This is a genomic window from Xylophilus sp. PBN-3R, assembly GCF_057747805.1.
On the sequence record NZ_CM173225.1, the window covers coordinates 2,091,874 to 2,109,511 of the forward strand.

17 protein-coding genes are annotated in these 17,638 nt (G+C 66.5%); 2 read left to right on the forward strand and 15 right to left on the reverse strand.

All coding sequences use genetic code 11. From position 1 onward, the window contains the following. The 3 genes from AC3ANW_RS09945 to AC3ANW_RS09955 are packed head-to-tail and all read right to left on the reverse strand — an operon-like array spanning position 1 to position 3,134. On the reverse strand, positions 1 to 1,131 hold the full coding sequence (locus AC3ANW_RS09945; RefSeq protein ID WP_488345009.1) for an iron-containing alcohol dehydrogenase: 1,131 nt from the start codon (positions 1,129 to 1,131) through the stop codon (positions 1 to 3). Positions 1,132 to 1,140: 9 nt separating this feature from the next. Next, complete coding sequence (locus tag AC3ANW_RS09950; protein WP_488345010.1) at positions 1,141 to 2,082, reverse strand: fatty acid desaturase; 942 nt, start codon at positions 2,080 to 2,082, stop codon at positions 1,141 to 1,143. A gap of 14 nt (positions 2,083 to 2,096) precedes the next feature. Continuing rightward, positions 2,097 to 3,134, reverse strand: coding sequence for an alpha/beta fold hydrolase (locus AC3ANW_RS09955; protein WP_488345011.1), 1,038 nt, complete (start codon positions 3,132 to 3,134; stop codon positions 2,097 to 2,099). Between the two features lie 107 nt (positions 3,135 to 3,241). Between AC3ANW_RS09955 and AC3ANW_RS09960 the strand changes: the two genes are divergently transcribed. Beyond that, positions 3,242 to 3,865, forward strand: coding sequence for a TetR/AcrR family transcriptional regulator (locus tag AC3ANW_RS09960; protein WP_488345012.1), 624 nt, complete (start codon positions 3,242 to 3,244; stop codon positions 3,863 to 3,865). 81 nt (positions 3,866 to 3,946) lie between these two features. After that, positions 3,947 to 5,731, forward strand: coding sequence for a thiamine pyrophosphate-requiring protein (locus tag AC3ANW_RS09965; RefSeq protein ID WP_488345013.1), 1,785 nt, complete (start codon positions 3,947 to 3,949; stop codon positions 5,729 to 5,731). Here the strand turns inward: AC3ANW_RS09965 and AC3ANW_RS09970 are convergent. From AC3ANW_RS09970 to AC3ANW_RS10025, 12 genes are read right to left on the reverse strand one after another with little or no spacing between them, the layout of a single operon-like run. Further along, positions 5,700 to 6,062: a cytochrome C oxidase subunit IV family protein gene (locus AC3ANW_RS09970; protein WP_488345014.1), complete on the reverse strand. Its 363-nt coding sequence runs from the start codon at positions 6,060 to 6,062 to the stop codon at positions 5,700 to 5,702. The genes AC3ANW_RS09965 and AC3ANW_RS09970 overlap by 32 nt on opposite strands. Next, positions 6,059 to 6,700, reverse strand: coding sequence for a cytochrome c oxidase subunit 3 (locus AC3ANW_RS09975; protein ID WP_488345015.1), 642 nt, complete (start codon positions 6,698 to 6,700; stop codon positions 6,059 to 6,061). Before AC3ANW_RS09975 ends, AC3ANW_RS09970 begins: the two co-directional genes overlap by 4 nt. Then, positions 6,697 to 8,337 (reverse strand): cytochrome c oxidase subunit I, encoded by a 1,641-nt coding sequence (gene ctaD, locus AC3ANW_RS09980; protein WP_488345016.1) that lies wholly within the window; start codon positions 8,335 to 8,337, stop codon positions 6,697 to 6,699. Before ctaD ends, AC3ANW_RS09975 begins: the two co-directional genes overlap by 4 nt. Positions 8,338 to 8,344: 7 nt before the next feature. Then, positions 8,345 to 9,280, reverse strand: coding sequence for a cytochrome c oxidase subunit II (coxB, locus tag AC3ANW_RS09985; protein ID WP_488345017.1), 936 nt, complete (start codon positions 9,278 to 9,280; stop codon positions 8,345 to 8,347). Next, on the reverse strand, positions 9,277 to 10,092 hold the full coding sequence (locus AC3ANW_RS09990) for a thioredoxin domain-containing protein (RefSeq protein ID WP_488345018.1): 816 nt from the start codon (positions 10,090 to 10,092) through the stop codon (positions 9,277 to 9,279). The genes coxB and AC3ANW_RS09990 overlap by 4 nt, the downstream gene beginning before the upstream one ends. Beyond that, positions 10,089 to 10,418, reverse strand: coding sequence for a hypothetical protein (locus tag AC3ANW_RS09995; protein WP_488345019.1), 330 nt, complete (start codon positions 10,416 to 10,418; stop codon positions 10,089 to 10,091). Before AC3ANW_RS09995 ends, AC3ANW_RS09990 begins: the two co-directional genes overlap by 4 nt. Next, positions 10,405 to 11,370 carry a hypothetical protein gene (locus AC3ANW_RS10000; protein ID WP_488345020.1) on the reverse strand — a complete coding sequence of 322 codons (966 nt, stop codon included), beginning with the start codon at positions 11,368 to 11,370 and terminating at the stop codon, positions 10,405 to 10,407. The genes AC3ANW_RS09995 and AC3ANW_RS10000 overlap by 14 nt, the downstream gene beginning before the upstream one ends. Beyond that, positions 11,367 to 12,044, reverse strand: coding sequence for a c-type cytochrome (locus AC3ANW_RS10005; RefSeq protein ID WP_488345021.1), 678 nt, complete (start codon positions 12,042 to 12,044; stop codon positions 11,367 to 11,369). Before AC3ANW_RS10005 ends, AC3ANW_RS10000 begins: the two co-directional genes overlap by 4 nt. After that, complete coding sequence (locus tag AC3ANW_RS10010) at positions 12,041 to 12,577, reverse strand: DUF3341 domain-containing protein (RefSeq protein ID WP_488345022.1); 537 nt, start codon at positions 12,575 to 12,577, stop codon at positions 12,041 to 12,043. Before AC3ANW_RS10010 ends, AC3ANW_RS10005 begins: the two co-directional genes overlap by 4 nt. After that, complete coding sequence (gene nrfD, locus AC3ANW_RS10015; RefSeq protein ID WP_488345023.1) at positions 12,574 to 13,971, reverse strand: NrfD/PsrC family molybdoenzyme membrane anchor subunit; 1,398 nt, start codon at positions 13,969 to 13,971, stop codon at positions 12,574 to 12,576. Before nrfD ends, AC3ANW_RS10010 begins: the two co-directional genes overlap by 4 nt. Further along, on the reverse strand, positions 13,968 to 16,805 hold the full coding sequence (locus tag AC3ANW_RS10020) for a 4Fe-4S dicluster domain-containing protein (RefSeq protein ID WP_488345024.1): 2,838 nt from the start codon (positions 16,803 to 16,805) through the stop codon (positions 13,968 to 13,970). The genes nrfD and AC3ANW_RS10020 overlap by 4 nt, the downstream gene beginning before the upstream one ends. Positions 16,806 to 16,824: 19 nt before the next feature. Then, complete coding sequence (locus AC3ANW_RS10025) at positions 16,825 to 17,475, reverse strand: cytochrome c3 family protein (protein ID WP_488345025.1); 651 nt, start codon at positions 17,473 to 17,475, stop codon at positions 16,825 to 16,827. Between the last annotated feature and the right edge of the window lie 163 nt (positions 17,476 to 17,638).

Genomic DNA, 17,638 nt, shown 5'->3' on the forward strand with positions numbered 1-17,638 from the left:
TCAGCCGAGCGCTTCGAAAAACAGGGCGCGGAAGTCTTCGCGGGACGCGGGTCGCGGATTGGTCGGCGTCGAATGGTCGGACATCGCGCCATCCAGGATGTCTTCGACCACGGCTTCGGTGACGCCCATCTGCCGCAGCGTCGCCGGCATGCCGATGCGGTAGTTCAAGACTGCCACGACATCGGCCAGGTCCGTGCCCGCGGCCAGGCCCAGGGCCTGGCGCAGCCGGGCGTACTTGTCGCCGACATGGCCGTCGTTGAACCGAAGGACGACGGGCAACAACACCGCGTTGACCGTGCCGTGGTGCAGCATGGGGTCGGTCAGCGCACCCAACGGATGCGCCAGCGCATGCACCGCACCGAGGCCTTTCTGGAAGGCCAGGCCGCCCTGGATGCCGGCCATCATCATTTCCCAACGGGCCTGCCGGTCCTGGGGATGCGACACGGCTCGTTCGATCCAGCGCCAGGCCCTGGCGGCACCGTCGAGGGCGATGGCTTCGGCGGGTGGATTGATGCGCGGCGACAAGAAAGTTTCGACGCAGTGGGTGAACGCGTCCATGCCGGTACCGGCCGTCAGCGGTGCCGGCAGGCCCAGGGTGAGGTCGGGGTCGCAGAGCGCGCGCTTCGGCAGCAGGTGCGGGCTGACGATCACGCGCTTGCGCCCGTCGTGCAGGCAGATCAAGGCGCCGCGCCCGACCTCGCTGCCGGTGCCCGATGTGGTCGGGATCGCGATCATGGGCACCGCCTCCGGCCCGATCAACGGCATGGCCTCCATGCCGGCATAACGGGACAGGGGTCCCGGATGGGTCGCAAGCACGGCTATGCCCTTGGCCAGGTCGAGCGGAGAGCCGCCGCCCAGGGCGACCAGGCCGTCGCAACGGTTGGCGCGGTAGACGGCAGTGGCCTTTTCTACCGCTGCTTCCGTGGGGTTGGGAGGCGTGTCCTGAAAGACGGCGATATCGCCGGGCGATTCCAGATAATCCGCAACGCGTTCTAGAAGGCCCGCTTTCACGATGCCCATATCCGTCACGAACAGGGGGCGGCGAATGCCAAGGTCGGCCAGGGCGCGCGGCAGCAGGGCGATGGCGCCGGAATCTATTTCAATCGTGGTGAGAAAGTTGATGGTGGCCATTGAATATCCTCACCGCGCGGCCGCTGCAGCGGCGGTTCGTGCTTTCTTGATGTTCGCGGAAACGTGTGAAACCACCGCCGCGGTGGACGCCGGATAACCGGCCTCGGTATGGACGATGTGTGCCGCCAGGATCTTGTTCAGCCGGGGCAAGGCATGGAACGGCACGGCCGGATAAGCATGGTGTTCGACGTGATAAGGCATGTTCCATGCAAAGAACCTGACGAACGCGTTGGTATAGGTGGTGCGCGTGTTCTCCAGCATGTTGGCAGTGTTCGCACAGCCGGTATGCTCGGACAGCAGGTACGGCCGGAGAAACCATTGGCCTGCCATGACGGGAACGACCCAACACCAGATGACGGCCGATGAGTGGGTGGCAACGGATAATCCCGCAACGGCTGCATATGCGAGCAGATAAAAACGGGCTTCTCTTGCAATCAGGCCGCGCTTGTTTTCGGGCACCCAGCGTTTGGTCACCCGGCCATGGATACCGTGGGTAACCAGCATGCGGACCCGGTCGATCCAGGTAGGCACACCCGTCAGAAACCAGGCCAGGCGCGGCAGCGTCGTCGGAAGCGGGCGGGCTAGTTCAGGGTCGTTCGCCGGGTCGTTGGTGTGTCGGTGGTGATCCCAATGGAATACCCGGTAATACTCGTAAGGCAGCATGATTGCAAAACCGGATAAATGCCCCATGGCATGGCTGAATGCCCGGGTCCTGAATGCGGTGTGGTGTGCCATTTCGTGTTCCGCCGTGAACAGGAAGGCAATCAGGTACCCTTGCAGAAACGTCAGCGGCAGCATCCACCACGTTCCGATGAAATGCAGCAGCGCGGTGCCGACCACTGCAATGGCGCCCAGGTGGCCGGCGGCATGCAATATCCCCGGTAGATTGCTTTTGGCCGACAAGGGCAACAGCTCCCGCGCTGGAATCCGGAATTGTTCTGGTTTATGCATGGTGGTCAATCCGATTATTCGGCAAGCAAGGCCTTGACATTCGTTTCGATGAATTCGCGGTCTGCCGGCTGGTTGACCGGATTACCTGCGCGATGGCCCCACGCCGAAGGAATGGGGCACAGCCTTGCGTTCTTCAGGTGCGGTAATTCCTTCTGGTTATCGGCAACCTGAAAATACAGATCCTGTTCGCCCGGCATCAATAATGTCCTTGCCGTGATGCTCGAAAGCGCCAGGGCAAGATCTCCCCGGTAAAGCTCATTGGCGCTGATGTCGCCGTTCTGCCAAGTAAACATCTGCGCCAGCAGATCACGCGGGTCCCGGCGCGCAAAGTTGCTTTCCCAAAAGGTGACCAGGTAATCTTCCAGCGATGTCGCCCCCAGCGCCCGCCACATTTCTTCTCGGTAGAAAGTCTGAGACAGCGCCCAGCCGGCATAAACCCGACCCATGGCCCGAAAACCCCGCTCCGGCCGGCTCACGAACACGCCGTCCTGGTAGGCCGCATCGGCGGTCAGCGCGTGCCGTACGCCCTCGAGAAAAACCCGGTTATGAGGCGCGCAGCGGGCAGAGCCGCAGATCACGGCGATTCTTTCCACGGCATGCGGGAACAATGCAGCCCAGTGATAGGCCTGCATGGCCCCCATCGACCAGCCGTAGACCAGCGCGAGTTTCTCGATTCCCCATAATTCGGACAGCATGCGGCGCTGCACATGCACCGCGTCGTAATAGGTGACGTCCGGATACCGCGTTCCTACATCCGGCCAGGGTGTGTTCGACGGTGAGCTGGAAAGCCCGTTGCCGAGCAGGTTGGGGATGACGATGAAGTATCTGGACGGGTCCAGCGCACCACCTTCACGCACCATGAACTCTGTGTCGTGGTGCTGGGCCGCGTACGAGGTCGGATAAAGGATGGCGTTGGACTTGTCCGCGTTCAGCGTCCCGTAGGTCTTGTACGAGATGAACATGTTGCGGAAGGTCCGTCCGGACTGGAGAACGACATTCCCGGCCTGGAAAACGGAAGGTGGGTTCGTGTGCATGGGAGGTCCGATCTGCAATTACTATACGATTAGTATAGAAAATATCAAGCAGGTTCCGTACCTGGTGCCAAGCACCGGAAAGCAGCTCGGTTAAAGTTGAAACCCGTGTTTTTCGAGGTGTTTCCGTGACCGAACCAGATGCCGCGTCGGGAGCCGAAGTCGAGCAGGTGCGCCGGCGCCCGGGCCGTCCGCGTTCGGAAGAAGCCACCGTGGCCGTGCTCGAGGCAGCCTACCGGCTGGGTGCATCACGTGGCCTGAAGGGCGCCACGCTGCAGGCCATCTCGGACGACACAGGCGTTTCGAAGATGACCATCTACAAATGGTGGGGCAACCGGCTGCAACTGCTGATCGATGCCTACCTGCGGCAGGCCAGCGCCGCATTGCCCATCTCCGACACCGAGCCGCCGGTGCAGGCCGTGCAGGCCCATGCGGCGCGGTACGTGCAGGCCCTGCAAGGCGACCTAGGCCGCTTCCAGCTTGCGGTGCTCGCCGAATGCCTGGCGGAGACCGGCGGGTCGGCCTTGTTCGTGGAGCGCTATCTCAGCGTGCGGCGCGGCCTGGGGCTCGACGTCATCCGGCGCGGCCAGGCGGACGGCAGCATCACCAAGGCCGGCACGGCCGAAGAGCTTTACGACCGCATCTACGGAACCATCTTCTACCGCTACCAGTTCTCGCTGCCGGGGCTGGACCTGGGCTTCGTCCAGAAGCTGGTGACCAACACGCTCGAAGCAGGAATGTCCGACGCCTGATTTCCGTTCGTGCTGACAGGCACCGCGCCTCGGAAAAGCATGCTGGGGGGTTGTTCAACAGCATCAGCGAAGCGAGAAATCATGGCCCGGAACGTTGCCGAATTCGTCTGGAAACGCCTTTCTGAATGGGGCCTGTCGCGTGTCTACGGATACCCGGGCGACGGCGTCGGCGGCCTGGATGTGGCACTTGAAAAAGCCAGGGACTTCATGCACTACACCCAGGTGCCGCATGAAGAGATGGCCGCTTTCATGGCGACCGCGCATGCAAAATTCACCGGTCGGGTGGGTCTCTGTTATGCGACCTCCGGCCCCGGTGCCATCCATCTGCTGACCGGGCTTTACGACGCCAAGGCCGACCACGTTCCCGTGGTCGCCATCGTCGGCCAGCAGGCACGCAGCGCGCTGGGTTCGAACTACCAGCAGGAGGTCGACCTGCAGAACCTGTTCAAGGATGTGGCGTCCGACTACGTGATGACCGCCGTCGTCCCCGAGCAGGTGCGCACCGTCATCGACCGGGCGGTGCGCATCGCCCAGGCCAGGCGCTGCGTCACCACCGTGATCCTGCCGAACGATGTGCAGCTGCTGCCCTACGAAGACCCGCCGATGGCACATGGCGCGACCCATACGGGCGTCGGTTTCCCGGGTGAATCCCTGGTGCCCGAGGCCGCGTCGCTGCAGCGCATGGCCAACATCCTGAACAGCGGAAAGAAGGTGGCGATGCTGGTCGGCGCCGGTGCCCTGCAGGCGACTGACGAAGTGATCGCGGTGGCCGAGCGGCTGCAGGCCGGCATCGCAAAGGCGCTGCTGGGCAAATGCGCAGTGCCCGACGACCTGCCGTTCGTCACCGGCTCCCTGGGCCTGCTGGGCACCAAACCCAGCTGGGACCTGATGAAGGAATGCGACACCTTGCTGATGGTCGGCTCTGCCTTCCCCTACAGCGAATTTTTGCCCAAGCCGGGTGATGCCCGCGGCGTTCAGATCGACATCAACGGCGCCAACCTGAGCCTGCGCTACCCGATGGAATTTTCGGTGGTAGGCGACAGCAAGGCGACGCTGGCCGCGCTGCTGCCACTGCTGGAACAGAAGGCTCCCGGCAGTTGGCGCAAGCAAATCGAAGGCAACGTCGCCGACTGGTGGAAAGTGCTCGAGGCACGTGCCATGCACGCAGCGGAGCCGATTAACCCGCAGCGTGTTTTCTGGGAACTGTCACCCCTGTTGCCGGATGACGTGATCATGACCGGCGACAGCGGCTCGGTCGCCAACTGGTATGCGCGTGACATCAGGGTCCGCCGCGGCATGATGGGATCCCTGTCCGGCGGCCTGGCCTCGCTGGGCGCCGCGACGCCATATGCGGTGGCCGCCAAGATCGCCTATCCGCACCGTCCGGTCATCGGTTTCATCGGGGACGGCGCGATGCAGATGAACGGACTGAACGTGATGATCACCGTCGGCAAGTACTGGAAGGAATGGTCCGACCCGCGATTCATCATGATGGTGCTCAACAACGAGGACCTGAACCAGGTGACCTGGGAAGAGCGGGTGCAACTGGGCGACGGCAAGACACCTTCGACCCAGACCATCCCCAACTTTCCGTATGCGCGTTATGCCGAACTCGTCGGCCTGAAGGGCATCTACTGCGACAACCCGGACAAGGTGGCCGATGCCTGGAAGGAAGCCCTGGCGTCGGACCGGCCGGTGATCATCGAATTCAAGACCGACCCCAACGTGCCGCCGCTGCCGCCGCACATCACTTTCAAGGACGCGAAGAACTTCATGACCATGATGGCCGACGAACCCGAGTTGGGCAGCGTGCTGAAGAACAGCTTGAAGGAAATCATCGCGACGGTGCTGCCGGGGAAAAAATAAGCGATGGCTGGGTCGCCGGCGGCTGCACCTGGGTTGGTTCCACCCGCCGGGTCAGGTAGTCGACCGCGCTGAGGCCGCCCAGCACCAGCAAAGTCCACAGCGCCACCGCGACCGCAAGCCGCGCAGACGCGTGGCTGCGACCCAGCTGCATGTAGACGAGCCCGACCAGGGTGGCCTTGACGCCCGCGATCAGCAGGCCGGCCGCCGCCTTCCACGCCGCGTCCATGGGCAGGTAGGCGACGTACAGGCTGAACAGCATGAGGCCGAGCAGCACCGCCCAGATCCATACCAGGCGCCGCCGCTGGCCGGCCCAGTTTTCGCGGGCCTTCACGGTCGGCCCACCAGGTAGAGCAGCGGGTACAGGCCCAGCCACACCACGTCGACGAAATGCCAGTAGAGGCCGACCGTTTCCAGGCGCGAGCTCCGCAGCCAGTCGCTGCCCGTGTCCCGCGCGTTCCAGGCGTAGAGGGCCAGCGCGACGATGCCCACGATCATGTGGACCGCATGCAGAAGCGTGGCGGTGAAATACAGCATGAAGAAGGTCTGGGCGCCGGGCTGCGCCAGCGCGAAACGAGGGCCCGGCACCAGGTTTTCGATCCAGTCCCTGCGGTATTCGAAACCCTTCACCGCCAGGAACAGGCAGCCGAGCGTAGCCGCCGCCCAGAGGAATCGTGGAGCCAGCCGGCGCTGGCCGTGCGAGGCGGCTTCGACCGCCAGCGCCACGCACAGGCTGCTGGTCAGCAGCACGGCGGTGTTGACGGTGCCCAGCAGCACGTCTGTATGCCGCCCCGCATCGGCGAAACCGGCGGGTGCGCTGATCCGACCGTGGGCGTAGGCGAAAAACAGGCCGCCGAAGAACAGCATTTCGCTGGCAACGAAGATCCACATGCCGAAACGCGCCACGCGGCGACGCTGCACCGCGTCGAGATCCGGCGGATCGATGCCATCGTCCAGCACGGCGTCGGTCATGGCGAAACCTTCTGCGCGCCGGGCCCGGTCGGGGGATGTTCGGGTGTGTAGCCGTAGACATCGGCCGGGGCTGCCGGCGGCGTGTCGAAGTTGTGCGTGGGCGGCGGCGAACGGGTCGACCATTCCAGCCCAGTGGCGCTCCATGGGTTCGGCCCCGCGTTGGCACCCCGCCGCAACGACCAGGCCAGGTATACCAGCGGCATCAGGTAACCCACGGCCAGCACCGCGGCTCCGGCCGACGAGAACAGGTTCAGCACCTGGTATTCGGGCGGATAGGCGTGGTAGCGGCGCGGCATGCCCTGGAAACCCAGCACGTACTGCGGGAAAAAGGTCAGGTTGAAACCCACGAAGATCATCACCGCCGCAATGCGCGCCCACACCTCCGAAAACATACGGCCGGTCACCTTGGGCCACCAGAAATGCAGGGCGCCGAAATAGGCCATGACCGCGCCGCCGACCATGATGTAGTGGAAGTGCGAGACCACGAAATAGGTGTCGGTCAGGTGCACGTCCAGCGCGATGGACGCCAGAAACAGCCCGGTCAGCCCGCCGATGGTGAACAGGCCGACGAAACCCAGCGCGTACAACATCGGCGCGTCGAACCGGATGGCGCCCTTGTAGAGCGTGGCGGTCCAGTTGAAGACCTTGATGGCCGACGGCACCGCCACCACGAAACTCAGCAGCGAGAACACCAGGCTGGCGGCAGGTGACTGGCCGCTGACGAACATGTGATGGCCCCACACCAGGAAACCCAGCGCCGCGATGCCCAGCACCGCGTAGGCCATGAAACGGTAGCCGAAGATGCGTTTCTTGGCGAAGCACGGAATGATCTCGCTCACCACACCCATGGCCGGCAACACCATGATGTAGACCGCCGGATGCGAATAGAACCAGAACAGGTGCTGGAACAGCAGCGGGTCGCCGCCGTGCGACGGGTCGAACACACCGATGTGGAACAGCCGTTCGGCGATGGTCAGCAATGCGGTGATGGCCAGCACGGGTGTGGCCAGCACCAGGATGATGCTGGTCGCATACAGGCTCCACACCAGCAGCGGCAGCTTGAACCAGCCCATGCCGGGCACGCGCAGCAGGTGCACGCTGACGATGAAGTTCAGCCCGGTCAGGATGGATGAAAAACCGGTGATGAAGATGCCGGTGAGCGTCAGCACCACGTAGCCGTTGCTGAACATGGTGGAGTAGGGTGTGTAGAAGGTCCAGCCGGTGTCCACCCCGCCCAGGAACAGCGCCCACAGCGTGACCAGCCCGCCGATGACGTACAGGTACCAGCTCAGCAGGTTCAGCCGGGGGAAGGCCAGGTCACGCGCGCCGAGCATCAACGGGATGATGAAATTGCCGACCACGCTCGGGATGGACGGGATCAGGAACAGCCACACCATCACCACGCCGTGCACGGTGAAGAGTTTGTTGTAGGTGTCGTTGCTGACCAGGTCACCGGCGGGCGTGGCGAGTTCGAACCGGATCAGCGTGGCCGCCGCGCCGCCGATGAAAAAGAAGGCGGTGATGGCGATGGCATAGAGGATCGCGATGCGTTTGTGGTCGACCGAAGTCAGCCACGACCAAAGCGTGACGCCGTCGTCGAGGTAGCTGGGCGCGAGGGGTGGCGGGGCTTGGCTCATGCGTTGGTCAGTCCGGTTTCGGGGATGCCGCCGGTGTCGGCGATGCTGGCGGTTGGCGCAGGTAGGCGATCAATGCCTGGATGTCTTCCTCGGACAGCTGGCCGGCATAACTGGGCATCGACGGCTGGTAGCCTGCAACCACGTCCTTGGCCGGCAGCACCATCGCGTCGCGCAGGTAGGTTTCGTCGGCGGTCAGCAGCCGGCCGTCCTGCAGCGCGACACGGCGGCCGAAGATGCCGCGCAGGTCGGGCGATCGCACCGTCGATGCGGCGTCGTGGCAGCCCACGCAGCCGTTCTCCCGGAACAGCCGCGCACCGCGTTCCGCCAGGCCTGGTTCGGCGGGCCCGGCGGCCAGCCAGCGGGCATAGTCGGCGGGCGCCATCACCACCACCCGGCCGACCATCGCCGAATGTTCGCTGCCGCAATATTCGGCGCAGAACAGGCGGAAGTCGCCCAGCTCGGACGCCGTGAACCACAGTGTGCTGTAGCGCCCGGGCACCACGTCCTGCTTCACCCGGAATGCCGGCACGTAGAAGCTGTGGATCGCGTCTTCCGACGTCATCACCAGCTTGACCGGCCGGCCCAGCGGAACATGCAGTTCGTTGATTTCGCGCCGGCCGCCGGAATGCTGAAGTTTCCACATCCACTGCTTGCCGGTCACATACACCGGCAACGCGCCGGCCGGCGGCTGGCGTTGCGCCACGTACACCCAGGCGGCCCAGGTGAACACGCCGAGGAACAGCAGCAGCGGCAGGATGGTCCAGGCGGCTTCCAGGCCGTTGGCATGCGAGGGCGGGGCGCTGCGGTCGGCGGTCGATCCCGCCCGGTAACGCACGGCGAAGAACACGATGACCGCCGCCAGGAGCAAGGCCATGCCGCCGCACAGCAAAACCATGACAAAAAACAGGGCGTCGGTCTGGGTGCCGGCGATGGATGCGCTCATGGGGCGGGTCTCCGGGGCCGGCGATGGCGTAGCATCCACAGGCCGAGGGCGCACACCAGCAATACGCCGCCGACACGCAAGCCCTGCATCACCGGCTGGCTGAACCGGCCCTCGACCGGGTCGAAGTGGGTGCAGAGCATGGCAAAACCCCGCATCAAGGCGCTGGCCGGCGGTTTGCCTTCGACAGCGGACGTGATGGCCGAGCGCAGCTCGCCGGCATCGAAACGCACGCCCTGGAAAACCTGCACGATGCGGCCGCCGGGCGACGCCACCACGAAACCGGAGGCATGCGCCCAGCGGTCGGCCGGGTCTTCCGCAGCAGTGCGACGCCAGTCGAATCCGATGGTGCCGGACAGCGTGGCATCGCCCAGCAACAGGTGGAGGTCGGGCGGCGGCAGTTCGCCCGACCGGGTGGCCCGGCTGCCGTAGGCGGTGGCGTATTCGAGGTCGGAGCGCTGGCGGGCGGCGGCGTCCCGCGGGGTCTCGGCCGGGTCCACCGAAAAGCCCACCACCGTGTAACTGCTGCGGGGCAGGCCGGTGTCGGCGGCGGCTTCCAGGATGCCCTGCATCAGCGTGCCGCAGAGGGTGCGGCATTGCCAGTAGCCGGGCACCAGCAGCACCGCGCGGCCAGGCTGGAACAGGGTGCCCAGGCGTACCGGCCGGCCTGCCGCATCGCGCAGCACGGTGTCCAGCGGCAGCGCGTCGCCGGTCCGGTCGATCACCGGCAGATCGGGCGGAACGGCGCGGGCGAATCCGCCGGCATGGGCGATGCCCGCCAGGGCCAACAGCATGCAGATGGAGAGCCGTTTCATCGCACGCCCTTTCCGGCAGCCACCAGGTCCATCGCATCCGGCACCGGGATGCGGGCGATGCCGTTCTGCCGGTCCACCCAGACGACCGCGTCCATCGCATGGCGCTGTTCGGCGCGGAACTGCGCCAGGTCGACCTGCGGGGCGGACTGCAGACGGGGCGCGGGCACGGCCTGCAACTGGGCCGAGTCGGCCGGTGCACCGGAGGGCGATATGCGCCAGTGCCGCATCAGCAGCAGCACCGCGACGATGGCGACCACGATCAGCGACGCCAGGGCAGCGCCGGTCCAGCCCAGGCGGCGCATGTCGATCCGGTCAGGGGCGGCCATGGCGCAACTCCTTCACGATGCCCGCGTAGACCAGCCAGGCCATACCGGCCGCCAGCGCGGCCGACAGCAGCGGCGCCAGGGCGGAATGCGGCACGGACGACGGCAGTACCTGCCAGGCACTGTCCAGCCACTGGGCCGCCCAGGCCAGCGTGGCGACACCCGCCAGGCCGGCACGGCTGTCCTTCACCGCGCGGAACAGCAGCAGCAGGAGCGGCAGCGCGAACTGCAGCAACAGCAGCGCCGCACCGCCCGCCCACCACGGCCCGCGCAGGCGCGGCAGATACCAGGTAATTTCTTTGGGCAGGTTTTCGGCCCAGATGATCAGCAGCTGCATGAAACCAAGATAGGCCCACAGCATGGTCGCCATCAGCAGCAGGTTGCCCAGGTCGCGACCAGGCAACGGTCGGCCGCAGCGCAGGGTCAGGCAGGTGCAGGCCGCGGTGCCGGCGACGAGCTGGCCAGACAGCAGGGTCAGGGCGAACACACTCGAGTGCCAGGTGGGCAGCAGTCCGCCGATGGCGTCCACCGCGGCGGCCGAGCCCAGCGACAGGTACAGCAGCAAGGCAACCGCCGAACGCCCCGGTCCGGCTGCGGCCAGGCCGACCGGCCGGGCCAGCAGCCAGGCCGCGATGCCGTAGCCGGCAGCGCGGGCAATGAAGAACCATGGCGTGAACCAGGCCTGCAGAAAGGCCGGCCGGTCGATGCCATGCAGCCAGGCGCTGCCGCCGCCGGCGAACGGGTAGATGGCGGACAGGCCGAGCAGCAGCGGCGTCCACAACAGCAGCACACGCGGCATACGCCGGCAAAGGGCTTGCGCCGCCGGCAATATCGTCGGGCCCCATGCGCCACCGGTCAGCCGATGGATGGCGACCAGGACGGTCGCGCCCAGCATCGGCCCGGTGCACCACCAGACGGCCGACAGCCAGGCCGACCAGAACACGGTGGCGCTCATCGGGCGGGCTCCGGCTTCGACTCGTCGGGTGTCACCCGCCAGCCATCGGAGACCGGCGCGGGAGGCGCATCCAGCCGTGCGGTGATACGGGTTCGCGCTTCCGGCGACAGGTCGGCCAGCCGGGCGGCGCGGCTGGTCTGCAGGGCTCGCAGGTAAGCCACGATGGCCCAGCGGTCTGCCGGCTCCACCCGGTCGGCGAACGGGTACATCACACCGGAACCCTGGGTGATCACGTCGTAGAGATGGCGGTCGGTGGCTGTGCGCTGGCGCGGTTCATGGAAGGCGAGCGGCGCCGGGAAACCGCGCCGTACCACCATGCCGTCGCCGTCTCCGGTGGCGCCGTGGCAGGGCAGGCAATAGATGGTGTAGCGCTCCTGGCCGCGCAGGAGCAGGGCGCGGCCGGGCACGGTGGGCAGGGCTTGCTGAAGCGCGGCGGCGTCCTGGCCCCGGGCCTCGGCCTCGCCCTGTGCACCGCCGCTGACACCGGCCTCGATGCCGACCGCACGGGGCACGCTGCCGGGCGGAGGCGGGCGTGAAGCCAGGCGGTCGGCGAACATCTCGCTGGCATCGCCCGGCCGTTTGACCGGCTGGTCGTACATGTTGCGCATCACACGTTCGCAGCCGGCCAGGCTCAGCAAGGCCGGCAGGAGGCAGGCGCAGAGCAGGCGTTTCATGGCCGCACCTCGTCGAGCGGGTGCAGCGCCACCGGCTTGAGTTGCGTGAGCAGTCGGTGAGCCCCGGTCTCGTTCCAGGCCGGGTCGTCGGCCCGCAGGCAGAGGAAAAAACCATCGCGGGTGGCATGTTCGAAACCCGGTGCACCGAACACCGGGTGGTCGAGCGAAGGCAGCCGGCTGCCGAACATGAAGGCCAGGATTGCCGCCAGCGCGCCGCCCAGGATGGTCATTTCGAAAGTGACGGGAATGAACATCGGCCAACTGTGGTCCGGCCGGCCGCCGACGTTCAGCGGCAGGTCGACGACCGCTGCGTACCACTGCAGGAAATAGCCGGCGAGCCCGCCGACCAGGGCGCCCGCCAGCGTGGCGGCGGCGGTGCGCGGACGGGGCAGGCCGAGCGCCTTGTCCATGTCCTCGATGTCGAAGGGCGCATAGGTTTCTGCCTGGCCATAACCGGCGGCGCGCACCGCCCTGGCGGCGGCCACCAGGGACTCGACCGAGTCGAACTGCGCCAGAAGCCCCCAAGGTTTCATGGTCTGGCCTCCGCTTCGGATGCCCGTGAACTGGCATGCACCAGGCCCCGCATCTCGGCGATGCTGATGGCCGGCAGAAGTCGCACGAATACCAGAAAAAGCCAGGCGAAGGTGCTGATGGAACCCGCCAGGAACAGCCAGTCCCAGCGTGTCGGCACATACAGGCCCCAGGCCGACGGGACGTAGTCGTGGTAAAGGCTGGTGACGACGATCATCACCCGCTCGGCCCACATGCCGACGTTGACCACCAGCGACAACACGAACAGCAGTGCGAGATTGCGGCGGTTGGCACGCCACCAGAGCAATTGCGGCACGAGGATGTTGCAACAGACCATGCCCCAGTAGACGAAGGCGTAAGGCCCGGTCCAGCGCTGCAGGGTGACGGCGATCTCGTAGCGGTCGCCGCTGTAGAAGGCGGTGAAGATTTCCATCACGTAGCCGTAGCCCAGCAGGCAGCAGGTGGCCAGCACGACCTTGGCCGCATTGTCGAAATGCTGCGGCGTGATGACCGCCTGCAGTCCGAAGAAGTAGCGCAGCGGCACCGCCAGCGTGATGACCATGGCAAAACCCGACAGCAGAGCACCGGCCACGAAAAAGGGCGGGAAGATGGTCGAGTGGTAACCCGGCGTGTTGCCGATGGCGAAGTCCAGCGACACCACCGAATGCACCGACACCACCAGCGGCGTCGCCAGTCCGGCCAGCAGAAGGTAGGCCGTGCGATGGGTGGACCACTGGCGCGCCTCGCCCCGCCAGCCCATGGCCAGCACACCGAAGGTGATGGCCTTCCAGCGCTGGCGGGCCCGGTCGCGCATGCTGGCCAGGTCGGGCACCAGGCCCAGGTACCAGAACAGCAAGGACACGGTGAGGTAGGTGGCGATGGCGAAAAAATCCCACACCAGCGGACTGCGCCATTGGGGCCACAACTCCATGCGGTTGGGGTAGGGCGCCAGCCAGTAGGCGAACCACGGCCGCCCCAGGTGCAGCACCGGGAAAAGCCCGGCCATGCTTGCGGCAAAGAGTGTCATCGCTTCGGCAAAGCGGTTGATCGAGGTGCGCCAGCGCTGCCGGGCCAGCAGCAGCACCGCTGATATGAAGGTGCCCGCATGGCCGATGCCGATCCACCAGACGCAGTTGGCGATGGCGAAACCCCAGGCCACCGGTATGTTGATGCCCCAGATTCCGACACCGATGTAGAACAGCCAGCCGATGGCGCCGAGAAACACCAGCATGCCGATGCCGCTGACCGAGAAGGCGATCCACCAGATGCGGCCGGTGCGGTGGTCGAGCACCTTGCCTTCGATCAGTTCGCCGATCGATTGGTAGGTCTGGCCGGCCTGCAGCACACCGATGTCGGTGGAGACCGGATATGCGGTGGCAACCGGTGCCGTGCTCATCGGCCGCCTTTCACCCGGTCGTCGACCACACGCGCCAGATAGGTGGTGCGCGGCCGGGTGCCCAGTTCTTCGAGCATCGCGTAATGGCGCTCCGACTTGCGGGCCTGCACCACCGCGCTGTCCTTCAGCATCAGGTCGCCGAAACGGATGGCCTGCGTCGGGCAGGCGCTCTGGCAGGCGGTGCGCACGTCGCCGTCGGCCAGCGGTTTGCCGCTTTTCTCGGACATCAGCCGGGCCTGCGACAGCCGTTGCACGCAGAAGGTGCACTTCTCCATCACGCCGCGCCGGCGCACCGTCACCTCCGGGTTGCGCAGGTGCTGCAGGGTTTCCAGGCCGCTTTCGCTGTCGCCGTCGTGCGCCAGGAAGTTGAAGCGCCGTACCTTGTAGGGGCAGTTGTTGGAACAGAACCGGGTGCCTACGCAGCGGTTGTAGACCTGTACGTTGAGGCCTTCGCTGTCGTGCACTGTGGCGCCGACCGGGCATACCACCTCGCAGGGCGCGGTCTCGCAATGCATGCAGGGGACGGGCTGGAAGCTGCTGCTTCCGCTGTCGGGGTCGTCGTAGCGGTCGACCCGGATCCAGTGCATCTCGCGGCCCGCGGCGACCTGTTCGGGACCTACCACCGGGATGTTGTTTTCCGACTGGCAGGCCACCGTGCAGGCATTGCATCCGATGCAGGTGTCGAGGTCGATGTTCATAGCCCAGGCGTGCTGGCCGCCGTCGTCCCGCGGCGGATAGAGCGATGGCAGCTCCGGCGGTCGCGGCAGGCGGGGCGCGGACAGCGGCACGCTGCGAGCCAGGTCGCGGCCTTCCTGGTCCATGCGCTGCTGGGTGACCGCGAACGCGTGGCGGCGTCCCGTGGGCTGGAGGGTGACACTGCAGGCGCTCATGTCGAACGTTTGCAGCGCCGACACGTCCACGCCGACGCCGTTGCCGGTGCGGCCCGCATCGCGCCGGCCGTAGCCGAGGGTCAGCGTCACGCAAGCATCCGCGTGGCGGGGCTCCACCCAGACCGGTATCTCGACCGGTGGCGCGCCCGGACGGGCAAGCCGCACGATGTCGCCGGTCTTCAAGCCGAGGCGGCCGGCCGTGTCGGTGCCCAGCGTGGCGGCGTTGTCCCAGGTCAGCTTCGAAAACGGGCGTGGAAGCTCCTGTAGCCAGCCGTTGTTGGCATGACGGCCGCCGGCGGTGCTGGGGTCGGGCAGAAAAAACGCCTCGAGCGAATTCATCGTCGTGCCTGTGGCCGGCTTCGCAGGCGGCGTGAGGGGCGAAAGTATTTGCGGATTCAGCGGCGCCGCCGCGCTGCCGGGCAAGAAGCCATCCCGCAATGCCTGACGCCACGCGGCATCGGTCAGCTTCCACTGCTGCCGTACCCACGCGTGTCCGTCACGTTCGACCGACTGGGTGACGAGGGCGAGGCATTCGATCGCAGACCGGGTGTCGTACAGCGGTGAGATCGCCGGTTGCAGCACGGTCGCGCTGCCATCGGCGGCACGAGCATCGCCCCAGGCTTCGTAGGCATGGCTCATCGGCAGGTGCCAGGTGCATGCCACGGCGGTTTCGTCGCGGTAAAGGCCCAGGTGGGCGCTGAACGGAACGTGCGAGAGCAGGGTTGCGATATCCGTCGCGCCGGCCGTTTCAAAGGCGGGGTTGGCGTCCAGCACGATCAGGTCCTGCACCTCGCCGCGACGCAGCGCGGCGCAAAGGCCCGCCATGCCTTCTGCCGCCGATGACGGCTGGGCCGGCGACTCGATCAGGTCGACCGTCCGGCCGGATGCACCCAGCCTCCGGTGCAGCGCATGCACCAGCGCATGGCCGTGCGGAGACAGGCCCGGGCCGGGTATCAGCAGCGCGTCCGGGCCGGCGGAGTGCAGTGCGGCGACCAGGTCAGCCTCGGCCTGGGGCGCCGGGCCGTAGCCTTGCGGCTGCGGGGCCAGATCGGGCGCGAGCCGGTATGCAACGCGCCACAGCAGATCTTCGATGGCGGAGGGTTTCAAGGCCAGACGTCGGGCTGCCTGTGCCCCGAACAGCCCGGGGGCGGTTTCAAACGCCCAGGTCGATGCCGGTGCCCTGCCCGCCGCGAGGTCCGCGCGCCGCACCTGCGCCCAATCGGCGGCTTGCGTCGCGGCTTCTGGGCCGTGAGAGAAAGGGTCGGCCCCGAAAGCGACGATCAGCCGGGCGCGGTCCAGGTGACGCACCGCACGCAAATCCCGTCCGAAGGCGCGTCGTGCGCCCTGGCTGGCGGCGGCCTCTTCCACCGGAGCGGTACACCAGCGGCGGGCTTCCGGGTAGGCCGCCATCAGCGCGGCCATCTGTGCCTGCTGGGTGGGCGAAGTCACCGCGCCGGTCAGCAGGTGCAGGCCCTTGCCGCGCGCCGCCTTCAGGACCGGTTGCCGGTCCAGCCATGCGGCCTGGAAGTCGTCCCAGGTCGCAGGCGTGGCCGCGCCGCCGCGCAGCCTCCGCCAAACGGTCTGCGACCGGTCCGGATCCCAGAGCTCCAGCACCGATGCCTGTACGAACACGTCGGTGCCTCCGCCGCCTGCCGGATGGCGCGGGTTGCCTTCGATCTTCACCGGCCGGCCCTCGCGGGTGCCGACCAGTACACCGTGGGCATAACCGTTGCGCACATAGGCGCTGGCGTAATACACCGGCAAGCCGCCCAGCCCGGCCTCGGGCATGTGCACGTATGCATGCAGCCGTTCGTCCGGCGCGCGGGTGCAGGCGCCGGTTGCCAGCGCAGCGGATGCCGCCATCAGCTGAAGCAGCCGGCGGCGCTGCGGCTCGGCCGGCTGCTGGCCCTCGGCCTGGATCGGGATGACGGTGCGTGGTGCCATGGCTCGTCTTTTTTTTGTTCTAGCGGTGGCAGGTCGAGCAATCGGTCAGGCGGCGGGTGTCCTGCAATCGCAACGCCTGGGCCAGCAATCGGGCATCGGCCTCGGGCAGCGGATCGGCGGGCATGGCGAATACCTGCTCCCTGGGATGCAGGTGCGGTGCCGGGTCGCGGTGGCAGGACACACACCAGCCCATTTCCAGTTTCTGGGTCTTCCACTCCAGCGGCATCTGGTCCACGCGGCCATGGCATTCGGCGCAGGCGACGCCCTTGGCGACATGGATGCTGTGGTCGAAGTAGACGAAGTCCGGCAAGAAGTGCACCCGGCTCCAGGCCAGCGGTTTGTTCTCGGCCTCGCTGCGGCGCAGGGCGGCAAGGATGGTCTGCTGCGCGAACAGCTGCGAATGGCAGGTCAGGCAGGTGCGGGTGGCCGGCATGCCCGGAAACGCGGTCTTTTCGACCGTGGTGTGGCAGAAACGGCAGTCCAGGCCGATGTCGCCGACATGGTGCTTGTGGCTGAAGGGTATGGGTTGCGAGGGTGACTCGCCGATGGCCTCGTAGCCGTCTGCCAGCGAAACCAGCAAGGCGAAAGCCGCTCCGGCGGCCAGGAACAGCGCTAGAAAAACAAGTTTGACCGCCAGCTCCGCCCGGCGTCTGAACTGGGGTTGCGTCACCGCAAGGCTTTCCGATTTTTTAGGATTTGAGACGCCTCTCAAGTCGCTTCGGAGATCATGGGCGGGCGTCCTTTTGCCTCGAAGATGGCACAAGCTGTGCGGCCATTGGAAGCAGAACGTAACCAACCGAAAAAGCTGACGGCCGCAAGGCCGTCAGCCGGCG

Coding starts and splice junctions, on each gene's coding strand:
- AC3ANW_RS10005 (WP_488345021.1), bottom strand. CDS start 12,044: ATGAAACGCCTGCTCTGCGCCTGCCTCCTGCCGGCCTTGCTGAGCCTG.
- coxB (WP_488345017.1), bottom strand. CDS start 9,280: ATGAGCGCATCCATCGCCGGCACCCAGACCGACGCCCTGTTTTTTGTC.
- AC3ANW_RS09990 (WP_488345018.1), bottom strand. CDS start 10,092: ATGAAACGGCTCTCCATCTGCATGCTGTTGGCCCTGGCGGGCATCGCC.
- nrfD (WP_488345023.1), bottom strand. CDS start 13,971: ATGAGCACGGCACCGGTTGCCACCGCATATCCGGTCTCCACCGACATC.
- AC3ANW_RS09945 (WP_488345009.1), bottom strand. CDS start 1,131: ATGGCCACCATCAACTTTCTCACCACGATTGAAATAGATTCCGGCGCC.
- AC3ANW_RS10000 (WP_488345020.1), bottom strand. CDS start 11,370: ATGAGCGCCACCGTGTTCTGGTCGGCCTGGCTGTCGGCCGTCTGGTGG.
- AC3ANW_RS09975 (WP_488345015.1), bottom strand. CDS start 6,700: ATGACCGACGCCGTGCTGGACGATGGCATCGATCCGCCGGATCTCGAC.
- AC3ANW_RS09965 (WP_488345013.1), top strand. CDS start 3,947: ATGGCCCGGAACGTTGCCGAATTCGTCTGGAAACGCCTTTCTGAATGG.
- AC3ANW_RS09950 (WP_488345010.1), bottom strand. CDS start 2,082: ATGCATAAACCAGAACAATTCCGGATTCCAGCGCGGGAGCTGTTGCCC.
- AC3ANW_RS09995 (WP_488345019.1), bottom strand. CDS start 10,418: ATGGCCGCCCCTGACCGGATCGACATGCGCCGCCTGGGCTGGACCGGC.
- AC3ANW_RS10020 (WP_488345024.1), bottom strand. CDS start 16,805: ATGGCACCACGCACCGTCATCCCGATCCAGGCCGAGGGCCAGCAGCCG.
- AC3ANW_RS10010 (WP_488345022.1), bottom strand. CDS start 12,577: ATGAAACCTTGGGGGCTTCTGGCGCAGTTCGACTCGGTCGAGTCCCTG.
- ctaD (WP_488345016.1), bottom strand. CDS start 8,337: ATGAGCCAAGCCCCGCCACCCCTCGCGCCCAGCTACCTCGACGACGGC.